This window comes from Candidatus Ruthia magnifica str. Cm (Calyptogena magnifica), assembly GCF_000015105.1.
GTDB classification, from domain to species: Bacteria; Pseudomonadota; Gammaproteobacteria; order PS1; family Pseudothioglobaceae; genus Ruthia; species Ruthia magnifica.
The window spans coordinates 919,099-939,808 of sequence record NC_008610.1; the positions used below are offsets into that span (position 1 = coordinate 919,099).

21 protein-coding genes are annotated in these 20,710 nt (G+C 35.7%); 5 read left to right on the forward strand and 16 right to left on the reverse strand.

Annotated features, from left to right (window positions below):
• Positions 1–29: 29 nt before the first annotated feature.
• The 10 genes from RMAG_RS04285 to RMAG_RS04330 all read right to left on the reverse strand — a co-directional run bounded on the left by RMAG_RS04285 (position 30) and on the right by RMAG_RS04330 (position 10,038).
• A complete protein-coding gene (locus RMAG_RS04285; RefSeq protein WP_011738203.1) occupies positions 30–1,994 on the reverse strand; it encodes an NAD(P)-binding protein in 1,965 nt (654 codons plus the stop codon).
• 66 nt (positions 1,995–2,060) lie between these two features.
• Positions 2,061–3,617: a sulfate reduction electron transfer complex DsrMKJOP subunit DsrK gene (gene dsrK, locus RMAG_RS04290; RefSeq protein WP_011738204.1), complete on the reverse strand. Its 1,557-nt coding sequence runs from the start codon at positions 3,615–3,617 to the stop codon at positions 2,061–2,063.
• 1 nt (position 3,618) lies between these two features.
• Complete coding sequence (locus RMAG_RS04295; protein WP_011738205.1) at positions 3,619–4,392, reverse strand: respiratory nitrate reductase subunit gamma; 774 nt, start codon at positions 4,390–4,392, stop codon at positions 3,619–3,621.
• Positions 4,393–4,465: 73 nt separating this feature from the next.
• The gene (locus RMAG_RS04300) at positions 4,466–4,789 is read right to left on the reverse strand and encodes a TusE/DsrC/DsvC family sulfur relay protein (RefSeq protein ID WP_011738206.1); all 324 of its coding nucleotides are present in this window, start codon (positions 4,787–4,789) and stop codon (positions 4,466–4,468) included.
• 26 nt (positions 4,790–4,815) lie between these two features.
• Entirely contained in the window at positions 4,816–5,112 is a 297-nt protein-coding gene (gene tusB, locus RMAG_RS04305; protein ID WP_011738207.1) for a sulfurtransferase complex subunit TusB, read from the reverse strand.
• Between the two features lie 12 nt (positions 5,113–5,124).
• On the reverse strand, positions 5,125–5,523 hold the full coding sequence (gene tusC, locus RMAG_RS04310) for a sulfurtransferase complex subunit TusC (RefSeq protein ID WP_011738208.1): 399 nt from the start codon (positions 5,521–5,523) through the stop codon (positions 5,125–5,127).
• Position 5,524: 1 nt separating this feature from the next.
• Positions 5,525–5,926, reverse strand: a complete 402-nt coding sequence (gene tusD / locus RMAG_RS04315) for a sulfurtransferase complex subunit TusD (RefSeq protein ID WP_011738209.1) — start codon at positions 5,924–5,926, stop codon at positions 5,525–5,527.
• A gap of 12 nt (positions 5,927–5,938) precedes the next feature.
• Positions 5,939–7,012: a dissimilatory-type sulfite reductase subunit beta gene (gene dsrB, locus RMAG_RS04320; protein WP_011738210.1), complete on the reverse strand. Its 1,074-nt coding sequence runs from the start codon at positions 7,010–7,012 to the stop codon at positions 5,939–5,941.
• A gap of 72 nt (positions 7,013–7,084) precedes the next feature.
• Positions 7,085–8,386, reverse strand: a complete 1,302-nt coding sequence (gene dsrA, locus RMAG_RS04325; RefSeq protein WP_011738211.1) for a dissimilatory-type sulfite reductase subunit alpha — start codon at positions 8,384–8,386, stop codon at positions 7,085–7,087.
• Positions 8,387–8,604: 218 nt separating this feature from the next.
• Positions 8,605–10,038 (reverse strand): glutamate synthase subunit beta, encoded by a 1,434-nt coding sequence (locus tag RMAG_RS04330; protein ID WP_011738212.1) that lies wholly within the window; start codon positions 10,036–10,038, stop codon positions 8,605–8,607.
• 165 nt (positions 10,039–10,203) lie between these two features.
• On the opposite strand from RMAG_RS04330, the gene rplS reads away from it, so the two are divergent.
• Both rplS and RMAG_RS05880 read left to right on the forward strand, forming a co-directional pair.
• Positions 10,204–10,557, forward strand: a complete 354-nt coding sequence (gene rplS / locus RMAG_RS04335) for a 50S ribosomal protein L19 (protein WP_011738213.1) — start codon at positions 10,204–10,206, stop codon at positions 10,555–10,557.
• A 446-nt stretch (positions 10,558–11,003) separates the two neighbouring features.
• A complete protein-coding gene (locus RMAG_RS05880; protein WP_157834488.1) occupies positions 11,004–11,153 on the forward strand; it encodes a hypothetical protein in 150 nt (49 codons plus the stop codon).
• Between the two features lie 1,225 nt (positions 11,154–12,378).
• Here the strand turns inward: RMAG_RS05880 and greA are convergent.
• Genes greA through carA form a run of 4 tightly spaced genes read right to left on the reverse strand, consistent with a single transcriptional unit; the run spans position 12,379 to position 17,890 of the window.
• Positions 12,379–12,855 carry a transcription elongation factor GreA gene (greA, locus tag RMAG_RS04340; protein WP_011738214.1) on the reverse strand — a complete coding sequence of 159 codons (477 nt, stop codon included), beginning with the start codon at positions 12,853–12,855 and terminating at the stop codon, positions 12,379–12,381.
• Positions 12,855–16,064: a carbamoyl-phosphate synthase large subunit gene (gene carB, locus RMAG_RS04345; protein WP_011738215.1), complete on the reverse strand. Its 3,210-nt coding sequence runs from the start codon at positions 16,062–16,064 to the stop codon at positions 12,855–12,857. The genes greA and carB overlap by 1 nt, the downstream gene beginning before the upstream one ends.
• A 21-nt stretch (positions 16,065–16,085) precedes the next feature.
• The gene (locus tag RMAG_RS04350; RefSeq protein WP_011738216.1) at positions 16,086–16,772 is read right to left on the reverse strand and encodes an MlaA family lipoprotein; all 687 of its coding nucleotides are present in this window, start codon (positions 16,770–16,772) and stop codon (positions 16,086–16,088) included.
• Positions 16,769–17,890 (reverse strand): glutamine-hydrolyzing carbamoyl-phosphate synthase small subunit, encoded by a 1,122-nt coding sequence (gene carA / locus RMAG_RS04355; RefSeq protein WP_011738217.1) that lies wholly within the window; start codon positions 17,888–17,890, stop codon positions 16,769–16,771. The genes RMAG_RS04350 and carA overlap by 4 nt, the downstream gene beginning before the upstream one ends.
• A gap of 118 nt (positions 17,891–18,008) precedes the next feature.
• Between carA and RMAG_RS04360 the strand changes: the two genes are divergently transcribed.
• Positions 18,009–18,278, forward strand: coding sequence for a heavy-metal-associated domain-containing protein (locus tag RMAG_RS04360; protein ID WP_011738218.1), 270 nt, complete (start codon positions 18,009–18,011; stop codon positions 18,276–18,278).
• Positions 18,275–18,475 (forward strand): sulfur carrier protein ThiS, encoded by a 201-nt coding sequence (gene thiS, locus RMAG_RS04365; RefSeq protein WP_011738219.1) that lies wholly within the window; start codon positions 18,275–18,277, stop codon positions 18,473–18,475. The genes RMAG_RS04360 and thiS overlap by 4 nt, the downstream gene beginning before the upstream one ends.
• A gap of 42 nt (positions 18,476–18,517) precedes the next feature.
• Here thiS and RMAG_RS04370 read toward each other — a convergent pair whose 3' ends face one another.
• A complete protein-coding gene (locus RMAG_RS04370) occupies positions 18,518–19,564 on the reverse strand; it encodes a tRNA (5-methylaminomethyl-2-thiouridylate)-methyltransferase (protein ID WP_034415865.1) in 1,047 nt (348 codons plus the stop codon).
• A gap of 82 nt (positions 19,565–19,646) precedes the next feature.
• Positions 19,647–19,826: a 50S ribosomal protein L11 methyltransferase gene (locus RMAG_RS06280; RefSeq protein WP_081425173.1), complete on the reverse strand. Its 180-nt coding sequence runs from the start codon at positions 19,824–19,826 to the stop codon at positions 19,647–19,649.
• Positions 19,827–20,413: 587 nt separating this feature from the next.
• Between RMAG_RS06280 and RMAG_RS04375 the strand changes: the two genes are divergently transcribed.
• Positions 20,414–20,704 carry a TusE/DsrC/DsvC family sulfur relay protein gene (locus RMAG_RS04375; protein WP_011738221.1) on the forward strand — a complete coding sequence of 97 codons (291 nt, stop codon included), beginning with the start codon at positions 20,414–20,416 and terminating at the stop codon, positions 20,702–20,704.
• The last annotated feature ends 6 nt before the right edge of the window (positions 20,705–20,710 follow it).

The window sequence follows — 20,710 nt, forward strand, 5'->3', positions numbered from 1 at the left end:
AATTTTTATTACACTTAGATTAAATCGAATTATTCACCAAGGCCCATTTGAATATAACCAGTCGGACAAACGTCAGCACAAATATGACAACCAATACACTTATTGTAATCAGTATCAACATATCTACCCAGAGTTGCCTTGTCTTTCTTAACCTTAAAGACCGCATCTTGAGGGCAATACATCACACAGTTATCACATTCAAAACACAAACCACAAGACATACAACGAGCTGCTTCTTTTTGTACTTCCTCTTCAGTGTAACCAATTAAACGTTCATCAAAATTACCTAGTACGTTGTCAACATTTACCAATTTATGATTGCGTTGATTGCGTTGTTCATAATCAAAATGACCCAAAAATAATTCCGTATGTGGAATAATGGAGGCAAAAGCCCGATCTTCATAATTATGCACCGCAAAATCAGCAGTATCTGTTGAGACTGCAACATTAGAATCTAACTCATAAGATTCAGGAGAAAGGTCCCATTCTTTTAACTTATTCATTAAATCAAAATAACTAACATCAATCTTAGGGCGAGTATGCTGATCAGCGCCCACGAGATAATCACCAATACTTTCAGCAACAATTGATGCTTGACCAATAGCAGTTGTTAATAAGTGTGGACGAACCACATCACCACAAACAAAGAAACCTGGTTTATTAGGTACTTGATAGTTCTTATCTGCATCAATAAATCCATGTTCATTAAAAAAGGAAGTGTCCATACCTTCAGAATCAACACCTTGACCAATGGCAGAAACAATCAACTCGCACTCAGTATCAAATTCAGAGCCTTCAATTGGCGTATTTCCATCTTTTTCTAAACGAATCATACGTAGTGCAGTTGCACGACCATCTTTCTCTATAACTACTTCAACAGGTTGTAACTGTCCTTGAATTTCAACACCCTCACGAGTTGCATCATCAATTTCTTCTTGCGCTGCTGGCATATTTTCAACGGTAGAACGTGTTGTTAACAATACGTCTGCACCTAAGCGCTTAGAAGTATCGACCACATCATGCGCTGTATCACTAAAGATAATATGTTCAGGACGGTCTTTTTCAGCAGCATTATTAATATTACCCAAGCGGCGTGCAACTGACACAACATCAATTGAAGTATCGCCACCACCAATACAAATCACCTTGCCTGTAATGTGTTTCAAACGACCTTGATTGTACGCTTCAAGAAAAGCAACACCAGAGACACAATTTATTGCTTCACCACCTGGAATAGGCAATGTACGACCGCTCATAGCGCCTATTGCAAACAAAACAGCATCAAATTCTTTTTCTAATTCGTCAATAGTAACGTCAACACCAACTTTCGTGTTCATTCTAGTTTCAACGCCTGTATTGATAATACGATCAATCTCATAAGACAATACATCACGTGGTACACGATAATCAGGAATACCGTACATCATCATGCCGCCTAATTGATCATATTTTTCAAATACAGTTACACTGTGGCCTTGACGACGTAATTTAAGTGCTGCTGCCAAACCGCCACAACCTCCACCAATAATAGCAACTTTTTTGCCTGTATCTTTAACATCAATTTTAAACGTATAACCTTCAACTTTTGCATTATCGCCAATAAACTGCTCAACCGCATTAATACCGACCGTATCTTCGACTTCATTACGATTACAACCATCTTCACAAGGTGCTGGACAAACACGACCCATCACTGATGGAAATGGATTTGAATCTGTAGCGCGTTGAAATGCGTACTCTTGCCAAGATAAGTCACCAAAAGGCTTCTCCATGCCGCGAACAATATCTAACCAGCCACGAATATTATGTCCTGAAGGACACGAACCTTGACAAGGTGGCGTTTGAGTGACATAAGTAGGGCACTTATGAGAGGTGTCTTCTTTAAAAATTTTTTGACTCCACGGCACTGTTTTTAGTTCATCACCATCATCGGTATATAATCTGAATGTGTGATTATAGCCCTTAGTTGGTACGCCATATGGGTTCTTTTGCATATCAAATCTCCTTATTTTCGTTTAAGTTTCTGCTGTTTCTACCAACGTGGCATCATCAGTATCAGTTTATGGTTGGTCCTTTTGGGCTTCTGTTTGTGGCTTATCCATAATAATTGCTTCACTCACTAACTGGTGAACACTCACAATCATGTACGGGTCAAAATCAAATTTAGGTAGTACTTTAGAAAATTGCGACTTACAAATGGCACAAATAGCAGCCAGTGTATTAACACCATTATTTTTTTCAACTGCTTTCAGTGCTTGCATTCTTGGCATTGCACCTTTCACACGAATTTCCATTAAATCGTCTGTTAATAAACCACCACCACCACCGCAACAAAAAGTAGCCTCTTTAATTGTGCTACGTTCCATATCAACATAATTATTACACACAGCTTTAATAACATCACGTGGCAAAATAAATTGACCACCTGAAATACCACCCATATTAGTTGCACGGGCAACATTGCATGAATCATGAAAAGTAACCGTTCGATCATCATTAGCAGACTTATTAAAGGTTAATTTACCTCTTTGAATTAAGTCATGGGTATATTCAATAATATGTTGTGGTTGTGGATAACGAGGATCTAATTGGTTTTGTAATTTTTGACCAAATTCATCGGCAGCACCTGCACCTACGCCTGATAGAGTATTCCAAAAACTATAAGCAACACGCCAAGCATGTCCACACTCACCCACCATAACCCGTGACACTTCTAAATCAAGTGCTGCCTTACGAATACGCAAAGCAGCCTTACGCATTACATCATAAGAACCAATAAACATACCAAAGTTTGCACCTTCAGAAGCATATGAACTTAACGTCCAACTAACACCATCTTGATGAAATACTTTACCATAACCGATTAACCCATCAATATGAGGTTCAGCAAAAAAGTCTGCCGATGGGGTGATTAATAAAATTTCTGCCTTTTTTTGGTCTAAGGGGTATTTAACGGCAATCCCACCTGTCTCTTCTTCAATTTCTTCTTCAAGGTCAAGCAATGTATCACGCAAAGCTGGCTCAGGTAAACCCAAGTTATTGCCAATTGTTAAAGCCTTGCCTAAAATTTGATTACAATATTTTTGACCTATGCCAACCGTATCTAACACTTCACGAGCTGCCATTGAAATTTCAGCTGTATCAATACCGTATGGACAAAATACTGAACAACGACGACATTGTGAACACTGATGAAAATAGTTATACCAATCATCTAACATATCATCGTCTAATTCTTTAGCGCCTACCAATTTAGGAAAGTATTTACCTGCAAAAGTGAAATGACGACGATAAACACTTCTAAATAAATCTTGACGTGCAACTGGCATATTTTTTGGATCTGAAGAGCCTAAAAAATAATGACACTTATCGGTACAAGCACCACATTTAACACACGAATCTAAAAATACTTGTACGGAGCGATATTTAGATTTAAGTTCACTCATTTTATCAATAGCAACTTGCTGCCAATTGTCTACCTTTTCACCAGGAAAACCTAATGAATTTTGAAATTCTTGCGTGGATTTGAACGGTCCTTCGCCATCCATAATATCTTCTTTTAATTCAGGAATTTCAAGATAAGTGGGTAATACCGGGATGTCAAATTCTTTTTTCATATTATTCGTCTTTACCTAAAGTTTGTTCTAATTGTGTTGCATGCTCTTGCTCTTGCTTAAGTGCCCAAGATGAAATATGACGTTTTGAGCGAGCATTATCCACTTGATTTAGTGTAGGGCTAAAGAAAATACCTGGCACGTGTAATAATTTAGAAATCGGAAAAATTGCCATCAATACAAATACCAAGAAAATATGTACTAAAAAATGCACTTCTATTGGTAGGTTTGCCCAATTAAAATTCACTAAACCTGAGGCAAATTCCTTCACCATAATAATATCTGTATGATTGCTGGTAAATGTCATCACAGCACCACTTATGCCAATAATAAGTAACATAATCAACATTAAATAATCACTCGGTGCTGAAATATAACGAATACGCTCAACAAAAATACGACGCAACATAAGTCCAACAAGACCAATCACCATAGTAAAAGCAGCATATTTAAATGGTTGGGTTAATAAAAATATACCAGGCAAGTCACCTATCCAAAAATAACGTATATGGCGAATTAAAACCAATAACAGGCCGATATGAAACAACCAGCCAAACAACCAAATCCATTTGTTTGATTTAAATAAACTTTCAAATAAAACTACTTCACGTATCATAAGCATAATCACACCTATTTGTGTTAACGGAGTTGGTGCTGTTGGAATTTTAAGGGGAGCTGGCGTTATCCAAAATTGATAAATTTTTCTCGCCATTCCAACAAGGAATACAATTAATGAAATATAAAATAAAGCGATAAAAATAATGCTTATTATGGACATTTTATTCTCAAATTCAATGATTAAAATATTAAAAAACACCTATTAAAGCAGGTGTTTTATTATTTGTATTGACTTAAATACAGCCAGTTGGTTTTGGCAATCCAGCGAAACGACAACCTTGTTTACCAGGACCATATGGGAATAAAGAATACAAATACTTAGAGTTGCCTTTGTCTTTGCCCATTCTTTTAGCGATTGCTTTGGTTAGTACACGTACTGCAGGTGCAATTTGGTATTCTTCAAAATAATCACGTAAGAAATTAATCACATCCCAATGCTCGTCACTTAAATTAACATCGTCATCTTTTGCCATTTTCTCAGCAATTTCTTTAGTCCAATCGCCCAAATCTACCAAAAAACCTTCTTCATCTACTTCTGCACCTAAAATATCAGCCATTTTTTACTCCTATATAAAAATTTAAGTTAAACCCAAGAAACCACAGTTCCATGTTCAACAACTAAATCAACAAAACCTGCATAATCAACTAATTTGATATTATCAGCAAGTTTTGAAGAAATTCCTCTTGCTTCAACATCACCTTGAAGTGCATAAATTCTACCTTGAGCGGCAAGATCAGCAATCATTAATGAGTTGATATTTTTCGCAGCAGAAATAACACCATCTTCAATTAATAAAATAACACTTATATCATCAATTGTATTAAGGCAAGATTTGAGTGAATTTCGCTCGAAAGATGATTTATTAACAGTATGCAACATATTCAACCCTCCTTAGAAACTAAGACATACATCTTGTTCAGACATAATTTTTGAAAGTTCAACATTAGAAACCACTTTAATGCTTGGTTTTTTTACCCAATCATCATCTTCATACACTAAAGGCATTAAATCATTTAAACTTAGCCCCCTTTCTTCTAAAGACTCTGCTGACACATAAAGCTTATTAATATCATAATCACCCAATGCATGAAAAGTTTTGGAAAAATTCTTCATGCCAATACCATTGGCATTTTGTCCTTCAGCAATTTGGTATACACCATCATCAATAAAAGCCAAAGAGACATCTTGTTCGAATGCTGCAGCAATTAATACCACTTCTAGTGATTCAATTGCATACACTGTGCCAAATGAAGAACGGCGATTTAAATACATAAATTTCTTAGTTGCCATCTTAATCTCCAAATATCACTAAACGATCTGAACGAATGCCCGCTTCAATCAACTGACCTAAGCCAGAAATACGAAACGCTGGATGAATGTTATTACCATCAATACCATTCTTGCTCGCCTCAGATTCATCTAACATACCGCGACGAAGTGCTGCTGCTATACACACAACAAGTTCAGGCTCGCCATCAGTGTTCTTAATATCCAACTCTGCCCACTGGTTAACAACATTACGATCATCTTGTGGTGGCAATGTAAAACGTGATGCATTATTCACGCCATCATGATAGAAAAATACACGAAAAATTTCATGGCCTTTTTCAATCGCTGCTTTGGCAAATTGGTACGCCGTATCAGACGCTTGATGCTGATACGGTCCTTCGTTAATTTGAATAGAAATCTTCATAATAATCGATATTTAGAAACGAATATGTGCAGAAGAATTCAACTCATGACGCGCGCCTTTCCAATCATTGATATGAAATTTAGTGAACGGTAAGCCTGTTTTTTCAAAAAATGCTGGCCAACCAATACGATCAACCCATTCGCCCATTCTTTCCCAATCGCGCGCATCTTTTTTATAAACAGATAAGATATTCTTAACCACAGCACCAACTTCTGGCCATCTTGGAGGGTTGTTAGGCAAATTAGAAGCCACTAATTTATGAAACGAAGGCTTAGACCTCGCATTTGAGTTCTTACCACCAATCCACAACGCAATCTTAGAATGCTCAGGATCATTGATTTGCATTGGTGGACATGGCGGAAAACATGCACCACAACAGATACATTTCTTCTCATCAACTTCCAATGTTGGCTTACCATTAACCATCGCAGGACGAATCGCTGCAACTGGACAACGCGCAACAACAGTTGGACGTTCACACACATTAGCCACTAAATCATGATTGATTTTAGGTGGTTTAGTATGTTGGATATTAAGTGCGATATCGCCTTGGCCACCACAGTTAATTTGACAACAAGAAGTGGTCATGTGTACACGATTAGGCATTTCTTCTCTAGTAAATTCCTCATGCAACTCATCCATGAGTGACTTTACAATACCTGAGGCGTCTGTACCTGGGATATCACAATGCAACCAACCTTGGGTGTGTGAAATCATAGTTACCGATGGGCCTGTGCCACCTACAGGGAAGCCTGCTTCAGTCAATGCAGCAATTAGCGCTTCAACTTTTGTGACATCAGCCACCATATATTCAACATTAGAGCGCATGGTAAAACGAACAAAGCCATCTGCAAATTCATCGGCAATATCAGCTAATTTTCTAATAGAATAAACGTCCATTTGACGTGCAGTACCGCAGCGAACTGTCCAAATTTCTTCATTATTTTTTGAAGTGTGGTGCAATACACCTGGACGAGGACGATCATGGTAAGCCCACTGCCCGTAATTACGACGCATCGTCGGATGCATATATTGAATAGGATCAGGGCAGCCTGATTCGATAGGCATTCTTGGTGCTTCAGCCATTTTATTTCTCCTAGTATATAAAGTTAGGTGAAATTTACGTTCACCTAAAAAATTGTTATTTAAACGATGTGCTTATGCACTTGCCTCTGCTTTATTTTCAAACCACTTAACAGCCTCTTCGTCCCATGTGTCCATACGAACATAAGATGAAGTACGTGTAGAATTAACCATATTAGGGTCTACATTAAGACCAATACCTTCAAGGAAGTTAACCACGCCAATACGTTCAATCATTTCACCAGTTCTTTCATGCTCTAGTGCGTTTTCAGCAAAGAAATCAATCACTTCACCTGCTAAATCTTCAATCGCTTTAAAATCATCTGCTGTATCCATTTTCATAAATGGCACAATAACTGAACCAAACAAGTCACCAATCTTAAGTGTACGCTTACCACCCATAATAATCATTACGCCTTTATCATCACCTGTTGCTAAGATAGGCTCTACATCACCTTTAACAATATATTTATGAGTTAAAGGACTGGTAACATTTAAACAATGCATGCATTTAACGCAGTTCTTGTTATCAATTGTAATTGAATTATCTTCATTAAGTGTCATAGCACTAGTAGGACAACGAGAAGTAATGTTATCAATAACATAACTACGACCTTTATCTGCAACCATCGCTTTCCAGAGATCTTGATTAATTTTAATATCATCTCTCCAAGTACCAATAACTGCAAAGTCAGCACGTTGAACTGTATTCATACAATCATTTGCACAACCTGATACTTTGAATTTCATTTTGTATGGTAATGCTGGACGATGCATGTCATCTAAAAATGCATTAACCAAGGTACGCAAAACTGCTTGCTCATTAACATTTGACATTTCACAACGTGAAGCACCGACACAAGACATGCCTGTACGCACTGCAGGACCAGCACCGCCCAAGTCAAAACCATAATCATTAAATGTATTAAAAATAGTCTGTGTTGTTGCTTCAGTTGCACCTTGTAACATAATGTCACCTGATTGGCCATGAAATGCAATCAAACCAGAACCACCGTTATCTACAAACATATCACACATATCTCTTAATAAAGTTGATGTGTAGTGCATGCCTGCTGGTGGTTGAACGCGTAAAGTGTGAAACTCGCCTGCTGCAGGGAACTTATAAGTACCATCTTCGTTTTTTAATTCGTTAAAACGTGGAATAATGCCGCCACCATAACCAATAACACCAACTGTGCCACCTTTCCAGTAGCCTTTTTTAGTTACATATGAAGTTTCTAGCGTACCCAATACGTCATGTGCCATTTCAGCGCCAGCATGACTGTCACTTGCTAATCTTTTAAGACCTGTAACAAACGAAGGCCATGGACCATTTTCCAACTCATCAAGGTTGGGTGTGTTATATAATTCTGCCATTTTATCTCTCCAGTATATTTAAGTAAATCCCCTTAGCTTTTTCCAAAAGAATGTGTGAACGAAATAAATTATACTTAAATGAAAAAAAATACCAGCGTTTATTAGTGGTACTAACCACTATCCCTTAGGGAATAGATTGATTTTATTTTTTAAATCAATAATAATACCTGTTAATATAGGGGTAATGGCAAGTATTAAAAGTAATACTAGTAAGTATTTCATGCTAGATACTCATTAACTTTAGCAGCAACACCACGACCCTCATTAATAGCCCATACAACTAACGATTGTCCACGACGACAATCTCCAGCGGTAAAAATGCTTTTTTGTGACGTTATATATTGACCGTATTTGGCCTTATAATTACCACGCTCATCAAGTTCAATATTAGCATCATCACTTAAATAATGTTCAGGAGATACAAAGCCCATTGATAATAAAACCAATTGTGTATTCCAAATTTTTTCACTACCATTAATTTGGATTAATTGCCCGTCTTTAAAGTCAACATTAACCGTTTTTAAACCAATGACAAAGTTTTGATCATCTTTGATAAACGATTGAGTCATTAAATGATATTGTCTTGGATCTTTGCCAAATATTTCTGTTACTTCGGCATGTCCATAATCCACGCGATAGATTAATGGCCATAGTGGCCAAGGATTGTTTGACGCACGCTCAACTGGTGGTTTGCCCATTAATTCAAAATTCACAATCGATTTTGCACCTTGGCGTAGCGCCGTGCCAATACAATCTGTACCTGTATCGCCACCACCAATCACAATCACATCTTTACCTTTGGCAGATAAATCTGATTCGTCTACACTTCCAGTATCTAATAAGCTTTTAGTGTTTTTAACTAGGTATTCCATCGCTAAATGCACACCTTGTGCTTGGCGATTATCCACCAATAAATCGCGTGCTTTGCTTGCGCCTGTGGTTAATACAAGCGCATCAAAATTTTGTTGTAATTGTATGGTGGTAATGTCCTTGCCAACATCGACATTTGTTATAAATTCAACCCCTGAATCTTGCATTAATTTAACACGGCGATCAACTACATCTTTACCAAGTTTCATATTCGGAATACCATACATTAATAGGCCACCAATATGGTCATCACGCTCAAATATAGTAACGCTATGACCGATTTTATTTAACTCATCTGCCGCTGCTAAACCTGCAGGACCAGAACCAATAATAGCAATTTTTTTACCCGTTCTATACTCAACTATATAGGGCTTAACCCAACCTTCATCAAAACCTTTATCAATAATGGCTTGCTCAATATTCTTAATCGCAACTGCAGAATTATTAATACTCAATACGCAAGAACCTTCACAAGGCGCTGGACAAACCCGACCTGTAAATTCTGGAAAATTGTTGGTTTTTAATAAACGTACTAGTGCTTCTTGCCATTTATTATGATAAATTAAATCATTAAATTCTGGAATTAGATTATCAACCGGGCAACCATTTTCTGATTGACAAAAAGGCACGCCACAATCCATACACCTTGCACCTTGTTCTTGAAGATGAGCCTTGTCATGATAACCTGTAAAAATTTCACCATAATCTTTAATACGCAAATCCACAGGACGATAAGCCTCGGTTTTTCTATCAAATTCTTTAAAGCCAGTTATCTTTCCCATGACAAACAAACACTAAAATATAAATCTGAAAGATTATGCCATATTTTGCATAAAATTGCACCACTCAAAAGCTAAATAAAATTATATGACACTCTTGTCTTGTTCACTGATCAAAATAACAGTATAATCGCTTCTTTTTTATAAAAATTTATTAGGAGCGCTCAAATGAATTTAATTGATCAAATTGAGAGCGAACAACTAAAATTAGACCTACCTTCATTCTCATCAGGCGATACTATTGTTGTACAAGTAAAAGTACGTGAAGGTGAGCGTGAAAGATTACAAGCGTTTGAAGGTGTTGTTATTGCTAAAAAAAACCGAGGCATTGGTTCAGCATTCACAGTTAGAAAGATTTCTCATGGCGAAGGTATTGAAAGAGTTTTTCAAACCCACTCAAAAATGATTGATTCAATTGAAGTAAAACGTCACGGTAAAGTTCGTCAAGCCAAACTTTATTATCTTCGTAGCCTTACTGGTAAGAAGGCTAGAATTAAGGAAAAACTCCAGCTTAAAAAATGAACGAATTTCTTTTGGTAAAAAATATCAGTTTTACCGACATTTTTTACAATAAATAACGCAATACTAGTTAACCAATTTTTGGACAACTACTGGCTTTCATCAAACGCTATCGAATTATCGTTTTGATCTCAATTTATTTTCAAAATGGGTTAATAAATCACTCACTAACATTAACGATACACGCCAATTAACATCTATGAGTATTGCTACATAAGCCAGAATACTCATCTGTTTATGTATTTTCTACCAATACTTAATTAAAACAAAAGTCATAAAAAAATCAGACTGATAAATTACAGCACTCTAAACAAGCACAAAAATTATCTATTTTTTAAATATTAATGAGATTGAAAGACTGCTTAATATACTTAATTATAATACTATTTTTTATTACGCGCCCAAGCCATGTTAGAGTTTTATACGCTTGTAGACTATGTGTCTCGGAGTTGATTAATTTGAGTTATTATCATATTAATCTAGCTAATGAATATATTCGTATTCATGATAAGGGCGCCATGGATGAAGTGGCAATGGATTGTTTTAGTAAATTACGAAAAAATACAAAATCATTTTTATTAAAAAAATGGCTAAACTGATAATTACTTTCTAGCTAATCGTGACGCCAATATAAGCCGACAAAATTCATTTTACATCAGCTATAAAACAGGTATTAACAAACTTCTATCGCCACATACACTGCGCTATGTTTTGCCATACATTTTAAAAAAAGAACAACCTTACATAGTGTACAATTAATGCTCGAACATAGTAATATTTTTAGAACACAAATTTTATACTCACATTCAAAATACCTAGTTTTAAATTACAGCATAAAAAAACACTACCCCAGAGAGTAGATGTCTTGATAATACTAATTAAAAAAGATTTCGTCTCCTAAATTAGTTTGGTTAAATGATATCAACATTAATACTCTTGCTTATAAAAAACATACAAAATTAAAAATAATTAGTGGAAATAAACATCGATATATATCATCCAAATATAGTAAAAACAAAAGAACATCACCTAATGTTAAAACAATATTAACTACATTTTAACCTCACTAATTACTAAAAATACTTTTACCACTTCTAGATCTTCAATGATACCATTTTTTTTCATAAAACATAACAATTAGAGTCTTTTTTATTACAAAATCTGTAAAATAGTTTTTTGTTAAAAATTAAGATTCTTTGCAAGAATATAATTATCCAATCTATCTAACATCCTATATCAACTATCAAAAGATAGACTAAAAATATTGACGACTTTATAATGTGGATTATTTGAAATAATAATATACATGTGAAATATATTCACTTTATTATTACTATTTAATGATATCGTTATGCCATTCATGATAAAATATTTGATAATGTAATTCGATTTGGATACATCATAATTATTACATCAAATATTAAATCACTTTTCAACAATATAAAATCCTCTTGAATGACTTCTATAGTCAGACATAAAAAATAAATATTATTGGTTGTTTGACAAAACAGCATTAAAAACATATTCTATTTTATATCACTAACATGTTGTTCTAAATATTTACGGGCACTATGCTTTAAATAGTCTGTTGCTACAATTATTTTTTAACACCTTGAACACTAAATGTGTCAAATAAGTGCTGTAGAATAGGTTTTTATTAAATAATAGTAAGACATTTGACACATCTAAAGTAAGTGATTGTAGACGATATCCTGTACCAAACAACCAATAAAACAACAATTGGAATTCATTGAATGTCTTTCATAATATTTTTTCCATTACTGAGTTTCGTATCTGTAATCATTATAGTACAATTTAAAAATATTAAATATACTCAACACTTAATACTTCATAAACAATATCACCCTTAGGTGCTTTCACTGTTACTTCATCACCTTCTTCGTTGCCCATTAATGCACTAGCAATTGGTGAATGACACGAAATTTTACCTAGTATAATATCAGCTTCATCTTCACCCACAATTTTATACGTGGTTTCACTATCATCTTCAATGTTCATTAGGGTAATAGTAGTACCAAAAACACAACGACCATCTTGATTAAGTTTAGTAACATCAATCACTTGCATACGAGAAAGCTTTGATTCAACTTCTTTGATTCGACCTTCAATAAAGCCTTGCTCTTCTTTAGCGGCGTGATATTCAGCATTTTCTTTAAGATCACCATGAGCGCGTGCTGTGACAATATTTTCAATAATACGTGGACGGCTAACATTTTTAAGTTTAAGTAATTCCGCTTCTAGTACTTTTGCACCAAAAACAGTCATTGGTATATTTTCCATTACAAGTGTAGTGATTGAAGTTTGGTTATGGTAAGTTTATTATTAACTTTCAAACCATCCAGTATAGCAAATGCGGCTGCCACTGTGGTAGTAAATGGTACTTTATGCACCAATACTTGGCAACGAATTGCTGCAGCATCTTCCACTCCTTGAGTGTCTTCAGTTGAATTAATGATCAAATCAATGTCATCATTTTTAATCATATCAACAATATGAGGAGAGCCTTCTGATACTTTATTGACCACTTCACACTCAAGTCCGGCCTCATTTAACATATCCCTATTACTACGCGTTGAAACCAAGCTAAAGCCTTGTGCTAATAATTTTTTACCTAAATCAATCAATTCATTACGGTCAAGTTTGCGTAAACTAACAAACACCTTGCCATTTTCTGGTACACGACTGCCTGCTGCTAATTGAGCTTTATCAAAAGCTGAGGCAAAATCTTTACCAATGCCCATTACTTCTCCTGTTGAGCGCATTTCAGGACCTAAAACCGGATCTACACCTAAAAATTTATTAAATGGGAATACAGCCTCTTTGACACTAAAATGTTTAGGAATAATCTCTTTGGTAAAATTCTGTGCTTTAAGCGACACACCTGACATCACACGTGCAGCAATACGTGCCAGTGGTACTCCAATTGCTTTAGAAACAAAAGGCACTGTACGAGAGGCACGTGGATTAACTTCAATAATATAAATCTCACCATCTTGATAGGCTAACTGGGTATTCATTAAACCAATCACATTTAATTTTTTAGCCATGGCAATAACCTGAATACGCATTTCATCCAACACATCACTGGCTAGCGAATAAGGTGGAAGTGAACAAGCAGAATCTCCTGAATGAATACCTGCTTGCTCAATGTGTTGCATAATACCGCCAATCACCACATCTTCACCATCACAAATTGCATCAATATCAACTTCAATGGCATGGTCTAAAAATGAATCTAACAAAACAGGAGAATTATTTGATACTTGAACTGCTGTATACATATAATGTTCAAGACTGTCTTTATCATAAACAATTTCCATTGCTCGACCACCAAGCACATAAGAAGGTCTAACTATTAATGGAAAACCAATTGCATCTGCAATATCTTGTGCTTGTTCTAATGAACGTGCTGTGCCATTTAGTGGCTGCTTAAGCTCTAATTCTTGCAACATTTTAGAAAAACGTTCTCTATCTTCAGCTAAATCAATGGCATCTGGCGTTGTGCCAATAATATTTGCACCATTTTTTTCTAATGCATCAGCCAATTTAAGTGGTGTTTGACCACCATAATGCACAATAATACCATCTGGGTTTTCAATATCAACAATGGTCAGAACATCCTCTAAGGTCAATGGCTCAAAATACAAGCGGTCTGAAATATCGTAGTCAGTTGAAACTGTTTCAGGATTGCAATTCACCATAATCGTCTCAAACCCATCTTCACGTAGCGCTAATGATGCATGCACACAACAACAATCAAACTCAATACCTTGCCCAATACGATTGGGTCCGCCACCCAAAATCATAATTTTTTTCTTATTAGTTGGATTGGCTTCACATTCGAGTTGATAAGTTGAATATAAATAAGCAGTCTGGGTGTCAAATTCTGCCGCGCAACTGTCCACTCTCTTAAACACAGGTTTAATATTAAGCGCACGACGACGCTCACGCACTGAAGACTCACTACAACAAAATAATTGTGCCAAACGTGCATCAGAAAAACCTTTACGTTTCAAGGTAAACATTTTATCAGCATCAATATCAGTAACATTTATGCCATCAATTTGCAATTCAGTTGAAACAATATCTTGTATTTGCGTCAAAAACCAAGGGTCAACTTTAGACAAATCAAATACTTCTTCAACACTCATGCCCAATCTAAAGGCATCAGCCAAATAAAAAATACGTTCACCTCGAGCTGAAATACACTCAGAACGTATTTTATTGCGTGCATCATAAGCGTTCAAATCAATAATAGGGTCTAATCCAACCTTGTCAGTCTCTAGCCCTCTTAATGCTTTTTGTAAAGATTCTTGAAAGGTTGAACCAATAGCCATTACTTCGCCAACAGACTTCATTTGCGTGGTTAAACGATCATCTGCTTTGGGAAATTTCTCAAAGGCAAATCTTGGAATTTTAGTTACTACGTAATCAATACTTGGCTCAAAAGAAGCGGGTATTTTACCACCTGTAATTTCATTATCAAGTTCGTCTAAAGTGTAACCTATAGCTAGTTTTGCAGCCACTCTGGCAATAGGAAAGCCTGTTGCTTTTGATGCCAATGCTGATGAGCGAGATACACGTGGATTCATCTCAATAATGGTTAAACGACCATTTTTTGGATTAAGCGCAAATTGCACGTTTGAACCACCTGTATCAACCCCAATTTCACGAAGCACTGCCAATGAAGCATCACGCATCACTTGGTACTCTTTATCAGTTAGTGTTTGTGCAGGTGCAACAGTAATTGAATCACCCGTATGAATGCCCATAGGGTCAAGATTTTCAATAGAACAAACAATAATACAATTATCTTTGCTATCACGCACTACTTCCATCTCAAACTCTTTCCAGCCAAGAATAGATTCTTCAATTAAAAGTTCATTAGTCGGTGAAAGGTCTAAACCTCGTTCGCAAATTTCAACAAATTCCTCTTTGTTATAAGCAATACCACCACCACTACCACCCATAGTAAACGAGGGACGAATAATGGTTGGAAAACCTACCGTTTTTTGTACAGTATGTGCTTGCTCTATATTATGAGCCACAGCGGCTTTAGGCATATCAAGGCCAATTTTTAACATCGCCTCACGAAATAAATCACGATCCTCCGCTTTATCAATGGCTTCTTTTTTAGCGCCAATCATTTCTACACCGTGTTTCTCAAGCACACCATGACGTTCTAAATCAAGTGCACAATTAAGTGCAGTTTGCCCGCCCATGGTCGGCAACAAAGCATCAGGTTTTTCTTTTTCAATAATTTTTTCAATCGTACGCCACTCAATTGGCTCAATATAAGTTGCATCTGCCATTTTCGGGTCGGTCATGATGGTAGCTGGGTTGGAATTAATCAAAATAACACGATACCCCTCTTCACGCAATGCTGTACAGGCTTGCGCACCAGAATAATCAAACTCGCAAGCTTGACCAATCAAAATAGGTCCAGAACCGATAATTAAAATACTTTTAAGATCTTGTCTTTTTGGCATTAGTGTGTGTTTTAAATTAGGTCAGAAGTCATCATTTTCAATAGGCGGATTACCATCAAAGATATCAAATTGTCTTTTTTGTAGATAAGAAGAGCGTGTTGCAATATAAACATCATCTGAATTTTTCAGTAAAACCGTTACTGGTAATAGCTTGACTCTAGTATCAACGGCTTGGGCGAGTAGTAAGGCCACTTCTTCAGTGGTATTTAACTCTTTGGTTACATCAATATTTTCAGTAATATCAACATAAGTACCCGTTGAATCGCGCATGGTTGATGGACCTAAAACTGGTAAAACAACGTAAGGTCCACTTGACACACCCCACACTGCCATCGTTTGACCAAAATCTTCATTAGTTTTTTCTAACCCAATATCACTGGCAACATCAAACAAACCAACCAATCCAATGGTGCTATTCACTAAAATCCTGCCAAACGTACTTACACTGTCAAATAATTTAAACTGCAAAATTTCATTACCCAACGTGTAAATATCGTTTAAATTAGAAGAAAAATCACTAACTCGATTTTGCATCGTTTTGGGTATAGATTCTTTATAAGTCCTAGCTATAGGCTCAAAGAAATTTTCATCTAAGGCTTGATTAAACTCAAAAACTACTCTATTTGATGCCTCAAATAAATCAACATCTTCAGCCATGGTAATTGTACCGAATATCAATAACAAAAAGCTCCTTAATAAATTTTTCATTCGCTCATTTCCTTAATAAATATATCAAATAAACCACTCATATCGTGTGGCCCTGGCGAGGCTTCAGGATGTCCCTGGAAGCCAAATGCTTTTTTATTAACAACACTAATACCTTGGATGGAATTATCAAATAACGAACGATGTGTTACTTCTAAATCGTTTGGCATATTTTCCTCTGATACTGAAAATCCATGGTTTTGAGAAGTGATCATCACTTCCTTAGTATGTAAATTTTGCACAGGATGGTTAGCTCCATGATGGCCAAATTTCATCTTTTGCGTTGTTGCACCAACTGCCAAAGACAATAATTGATGTCCTAAGCAAATACCAAACAACGGCACATCTTTTTTTAACAAGATCTGAATGTTTTTAATAGCATAATCACATGGCTCAGGATCACCTGGTCCATTAGATAAAAATACACCATCAGGATTGCTTGCTAATACTTCAGATACTGATGTTTGTGCATTAACAACAGTCAATGCACACCCTCTATCTACCAGCATTCTTAAGATATTTTTCTTTATCCCAAAGTCATAAACCACGACTTTAAATTTAGTATTTAGCTCATTAAATTTGGAATTTTCTAGCGAATAAGAGCCTTGATTAAACTCATACGACTGAGTGATTGAAACCACTTTTGCCAAATCCATATTTTTAAGGCCAACAAACGATTGAGCCTTGACAACAGCTGCATCTTGGTCAATATAACTACCTGTAACAATACAGCCTTTAAGTGAACCTTGTTTACGCAAGTGACGCGTTAGTGCGCGTGTATCAATATCACTAATAGCAACAATATAATTTAATTTTAAATACTCACTTAAAGGCATATTTGAACACCAATTACTTACCGCCAAGGGCAAATCACGGATAATCAAACCTGCTACATGAATCTTATCTGATTCTTCGTCAACTGGATTGGTACCTGTATTACCAATATGTGGATAAGTCAATGCAACAATTTGCTGCGCATACGATGGATCAGTTAAGATTTCTTGATAACCCGTCATTGAGGTATTAAACACCACTTCACCTAAAGTTTCACCATTAACGCCAATAGATTTCCCATGAAAAACCTTCCCATCTTCTAATGCTAATAAGGCAACTTGTGACAACTAAAAATACTTCCGAATAAGAAACTTCGGATATTTTACCATATTATCGTATTACTTTGGTATCCAGATACACGAATCAAAATGATATAATGGCACTTATTAATAAATAAGAGACGTTATGAAGATAGCCGTTGATAATATCAAATGTGGTGGTTGTGCAGACACCATTACTAAAAAATTAACAACAACTTTTGATACAGAAAATATTGATATTAACCTTGAACAAGGAGTTATAAATCTTGACGTAGACGAAGTTAAAAAAGACGAAGTTGTCAAAGTTCTACTCAATCTTGGCTACCCTGAAATCAACTCAATATATGGGTTTCGTTCTGCCAAAGCTAAGGTAAAATCCTTTGTTTCTTGTGCCATTGGTAAAATGAACATATGACACTCACCCTAAATGGTAAGTCGCTAAAGGTAGCTGATAATTTAAACGCACATGATTTGATTGTTCAACTAGGTTATGAAAATCAACGCATTGCACTAGAAGTCAATGAAACTATTATTCCCAAATACAAACATGTTGAATTTACCCTAAATGAAAGCGATAAAATTGAGATTATTAAAGCGGTGGGTGGTGGTTAATATTTAGTTTTTAAGCAATGCACGAATACCTCAGCTAACCATTTAAATCATCCAATCTTTTTGAATTTCATCAGCAGAAAATGGCTTAACACTCAATTGTTGTCCCACGCCAATATTAAGTTTAACTTCCACATCAACCAACTTCTCTTCTCTGCATTGAGAATAGCGTGCTAATATTTTAGCGGCAATTTGCAAGTCTTCTTGATTTGGCTCGCCGTCAATCAATGCCAAGGGACCATTACAACTGGTCGGATACAAATTAGCATATTGATTACGATAGCCTTCTAGAAATTTAACTTCACCTTCTTCACGGGCAACAATCATTTTAAAACGTGGATTTGGGCGAATGTGTCTGCCAACTTTAAGCATAATTAAATCATCCAATTGATAATCACGATTGCCACGCGATTGCCACATATCGACCAACTTATCTGAGTATTGTTTGTCAGTTAAGAAACAACAACCACCTGCAGGTGTGGTATAGTCATTGAACCTATATTGCTTGGCTAAAGCTATTTGTGGCTTGCGCGTACGTCCTGAAAAATCCAGTAATTTTTCTCTGTCCACCCAACCTTCAAGTTCTGCCTTAGTGGCTGGCAAATGTTTTGCACATAAAGGCCTTAGAAGCAAATCATTCGCGCCTGATTCTGTTTGGACAATGGGCATAGCTTCTTTACGCTGTGACATGGGACGTTGACCCATAACTTCACCTGTAATGATAAAATCAAACTCATACTCAAGTATCCATTCTTTAGCTTTTCTAACCATAAAACTCTTACAATCTAGACATGGATTCATATTTTTACCATAACCATGCTTAGGATTTAAAAGTACGTCACGATATTCTTCAATCACATCAATAATATGTAATTTAATGCCCAACTGTTCTGCTACCCATAAAGCATTGTTACGCTTTAGTTTGTCTTTTTTTTGCTTGCGAATAGCATGCGTATGCCCTTCCACGCAAAAACCAGTAAAAAAGTTAATACCTTCTATATAAATTCCTTGATCCAGCATTAGTTTAGTGCTTAATAGAGAGTCTAGTCCACCTGAAATTAACGATATAGCTTTAATTTTTTTGTTTATCATGCTTTGTTTTCCAATGTCATCTACGATACCACTCATCTTTTTGTTTAATGTTTAGTGTTGAAAAATAATCTCTACTTGGGGCTTACAAAATATCAGATAGTACAATTTTTCCGTCTGATTTAATTCTCTTGAAAAGATATTCAGACAAATCAACCAAGGGATTAGCTAAGATATAAGCAATCAATAAATCAACTTGATTTAACTCGTCTTCTCTGTCACTGTATGATATAGTTATTTTAGATTCAACATGGTTAGTTTGAATATTATTTGTAGTCTAAAAGCACCTCTTGTAGTTCGTTATCAATGGCGATAATTATTTCTTTTACACCTATAAATTGCCAAAACACCAGTATCAATCATAGTTAAGTCCTTTAGTGAGTTTTGATCCAAATATTGCAAGCACAAATCTTCGTTTGCTACGTACCTGTTACAAATACCAAGCTAGGTCCATAATAACAGCCTACTTTTAGTAGAATAAATACATCTTCTCACAAAAGACAAATCCAAATACTTTTTACACTCATCTTTTTAAATACGATTTCTAGTAGTTCAAAAGAGGTTTATTCAATATTACAAATTGTCTTAAACATCATAAAATGAATCGCTAAAGATAATAGACAAAGCATCCAAATCTTTCAACACCTCAGAAATAAAATCTGTTTGGTCTTTGCTTATTCTAATAGTAAGTTATATTCAGTCCATAACGAGCAAATTATACCCTAAGAATATTACGAAGATCCCATCTCATACCTTTTTTACAACCTTGATGGATATTTTTATAAAAACCAAGTGAGCTATTAAGGTATTAGGTACAATAAGTATACTTTTCATAAAATAACAAGGTAAAAAATGGAGCTAGAGAGAACAGGCAATGGCTACTTAGTTGATCCAACAATTTGGACAGAAGACATTATGCATGAAATGGCCAAAGAAGATGATATTGAATTAACTGAAAGTATGGTTAATCAAATTCTTATAGCCAGAAAATATTTTGAGGAAAATTCATCAGTACCACCCATCAGAACCTTTGCCAAAGTTATTGGTATTGATAAAAAAATCCTATTTAAGGAATGGTTAACTGGCCCAATGAAGCCTATTACCAAATACGGTGGTATGCCCCAACCAACGGGTTGTGTTTAATCTCTG

Coding starts and splice junctions, on each gene's coding strand:
- RMAG_RS04285 (WP_011738203.1), bottom strand. CDS start 1,994: ATGCAAAAGAACCCATATGGCGTACCAACTAAGGGCTATAATCACACA.
- dsrK (WP_011738204.1), bottom strand. CDS start 3,617: ATGAAAAAAGAATTTGACATCCCGGTATTACCCACTTATCTTGAAATT.
- RMAG_RS04295 (WP_011738205.1), bottom strand. CDS start 4,392: ATGTCCATAATAAGCATTATTTTTATCGCTTTATTTTATATTTCATTA.
- RMAG_RS04300 (WP_011738206.1), bottom strand. CDS start 4,789: ATGGCTGATATTTTAGGTGCAGAAGTAGATGAAGAAGGTTTTTTGGTA.
- tusB (WP_011738207.1), bottom strand. CDS start 5,112: ATGTTGCATACTGTTAATAAATCATCTTTCGAGCGAAATTCACTCAAA.
- tusC (WP_011738208.1), bottom strand. CDS start 5,523: ATGGCAACTAAGAAATTTATGTATTTAAATCGCCGTTCTTCATTTGGC.
- tusD (WP_011738209.1), bottom strand. CDS start 5,926: ATGAAGATTTCTATTCAAATTAACGAAGGACCGTATCAGCATCAAGCG.
- dsrB (WP_011738210.1), bottom strand. CDS start 7,012: ATGGCTGAAGCACCAAGAATGCCTATCGAATCAGGCTGCCCTGATCCT.
- dsrA (WP_011738211.1), bottom strand. CDS start 8,386: ATGGCAGAATTATATAACACACCCAACCTTGATGAGTTGGAAAATGGT.
- RMAG_RS04330 (WP_011738212.1), bottom strand. CDS start 10,038: ATGGGAAAGATAACTGGCTTTAAAGAATTTGATAGAAAAACCGAGGCT.
- rplS (WP_011738213.1), top strand. CDS start 10,204: ATGAATTTAATTGATCAAATTGAGAGCGAACAACTAAAATTAGACCTA.
- greA (WP_011738214.1), bottom strand. CDS start 12,855: ATGGAAAATATACCAATGACTGTTTTTGGTGCAAAAGTACTAGAAGCG.
- carB (WP_011738215.1), bottom strand. CDS start 16,064: ATGCCAAAAAGACAAGATCTTAAAAGTATTTTAATTATCGGTTCTGGA.
- RMAG_RS04350 (WP_011738216.1), bottom strand. CDS start 16,772: ATGAAAAATTTATTAAGGAGCTTTTTGTTATTGATATTCGGTACAATT.
- RMAG_RS04360 (WP_011738218.1), top strand. CDS start 18,009: ATGAAGATAGCCGTTGATAATATCAAATGTGGTGGTTGTGCAGACACC.
- thiS (WP_011738219.1), top strand. CDS start 18,275: ATGACACTCACCCTAAATGGTAAGTCGCTAAAGGTAGCTGATAATTTA.
- RMAG_RS04370 (WP_034415865.1), bottom strand. CDS start 19,564: ATGATAAACAAAAAAATTAAAGCTATATCGTTAATTTCAGGTGGACTA.
- RMAG_RS04375 (WP_011738221.1), top strand. CDS start 20,414: ATGGAGCTAGAGAGAACAGGCAATGGCTACTTAGTTGATCCAACAATT.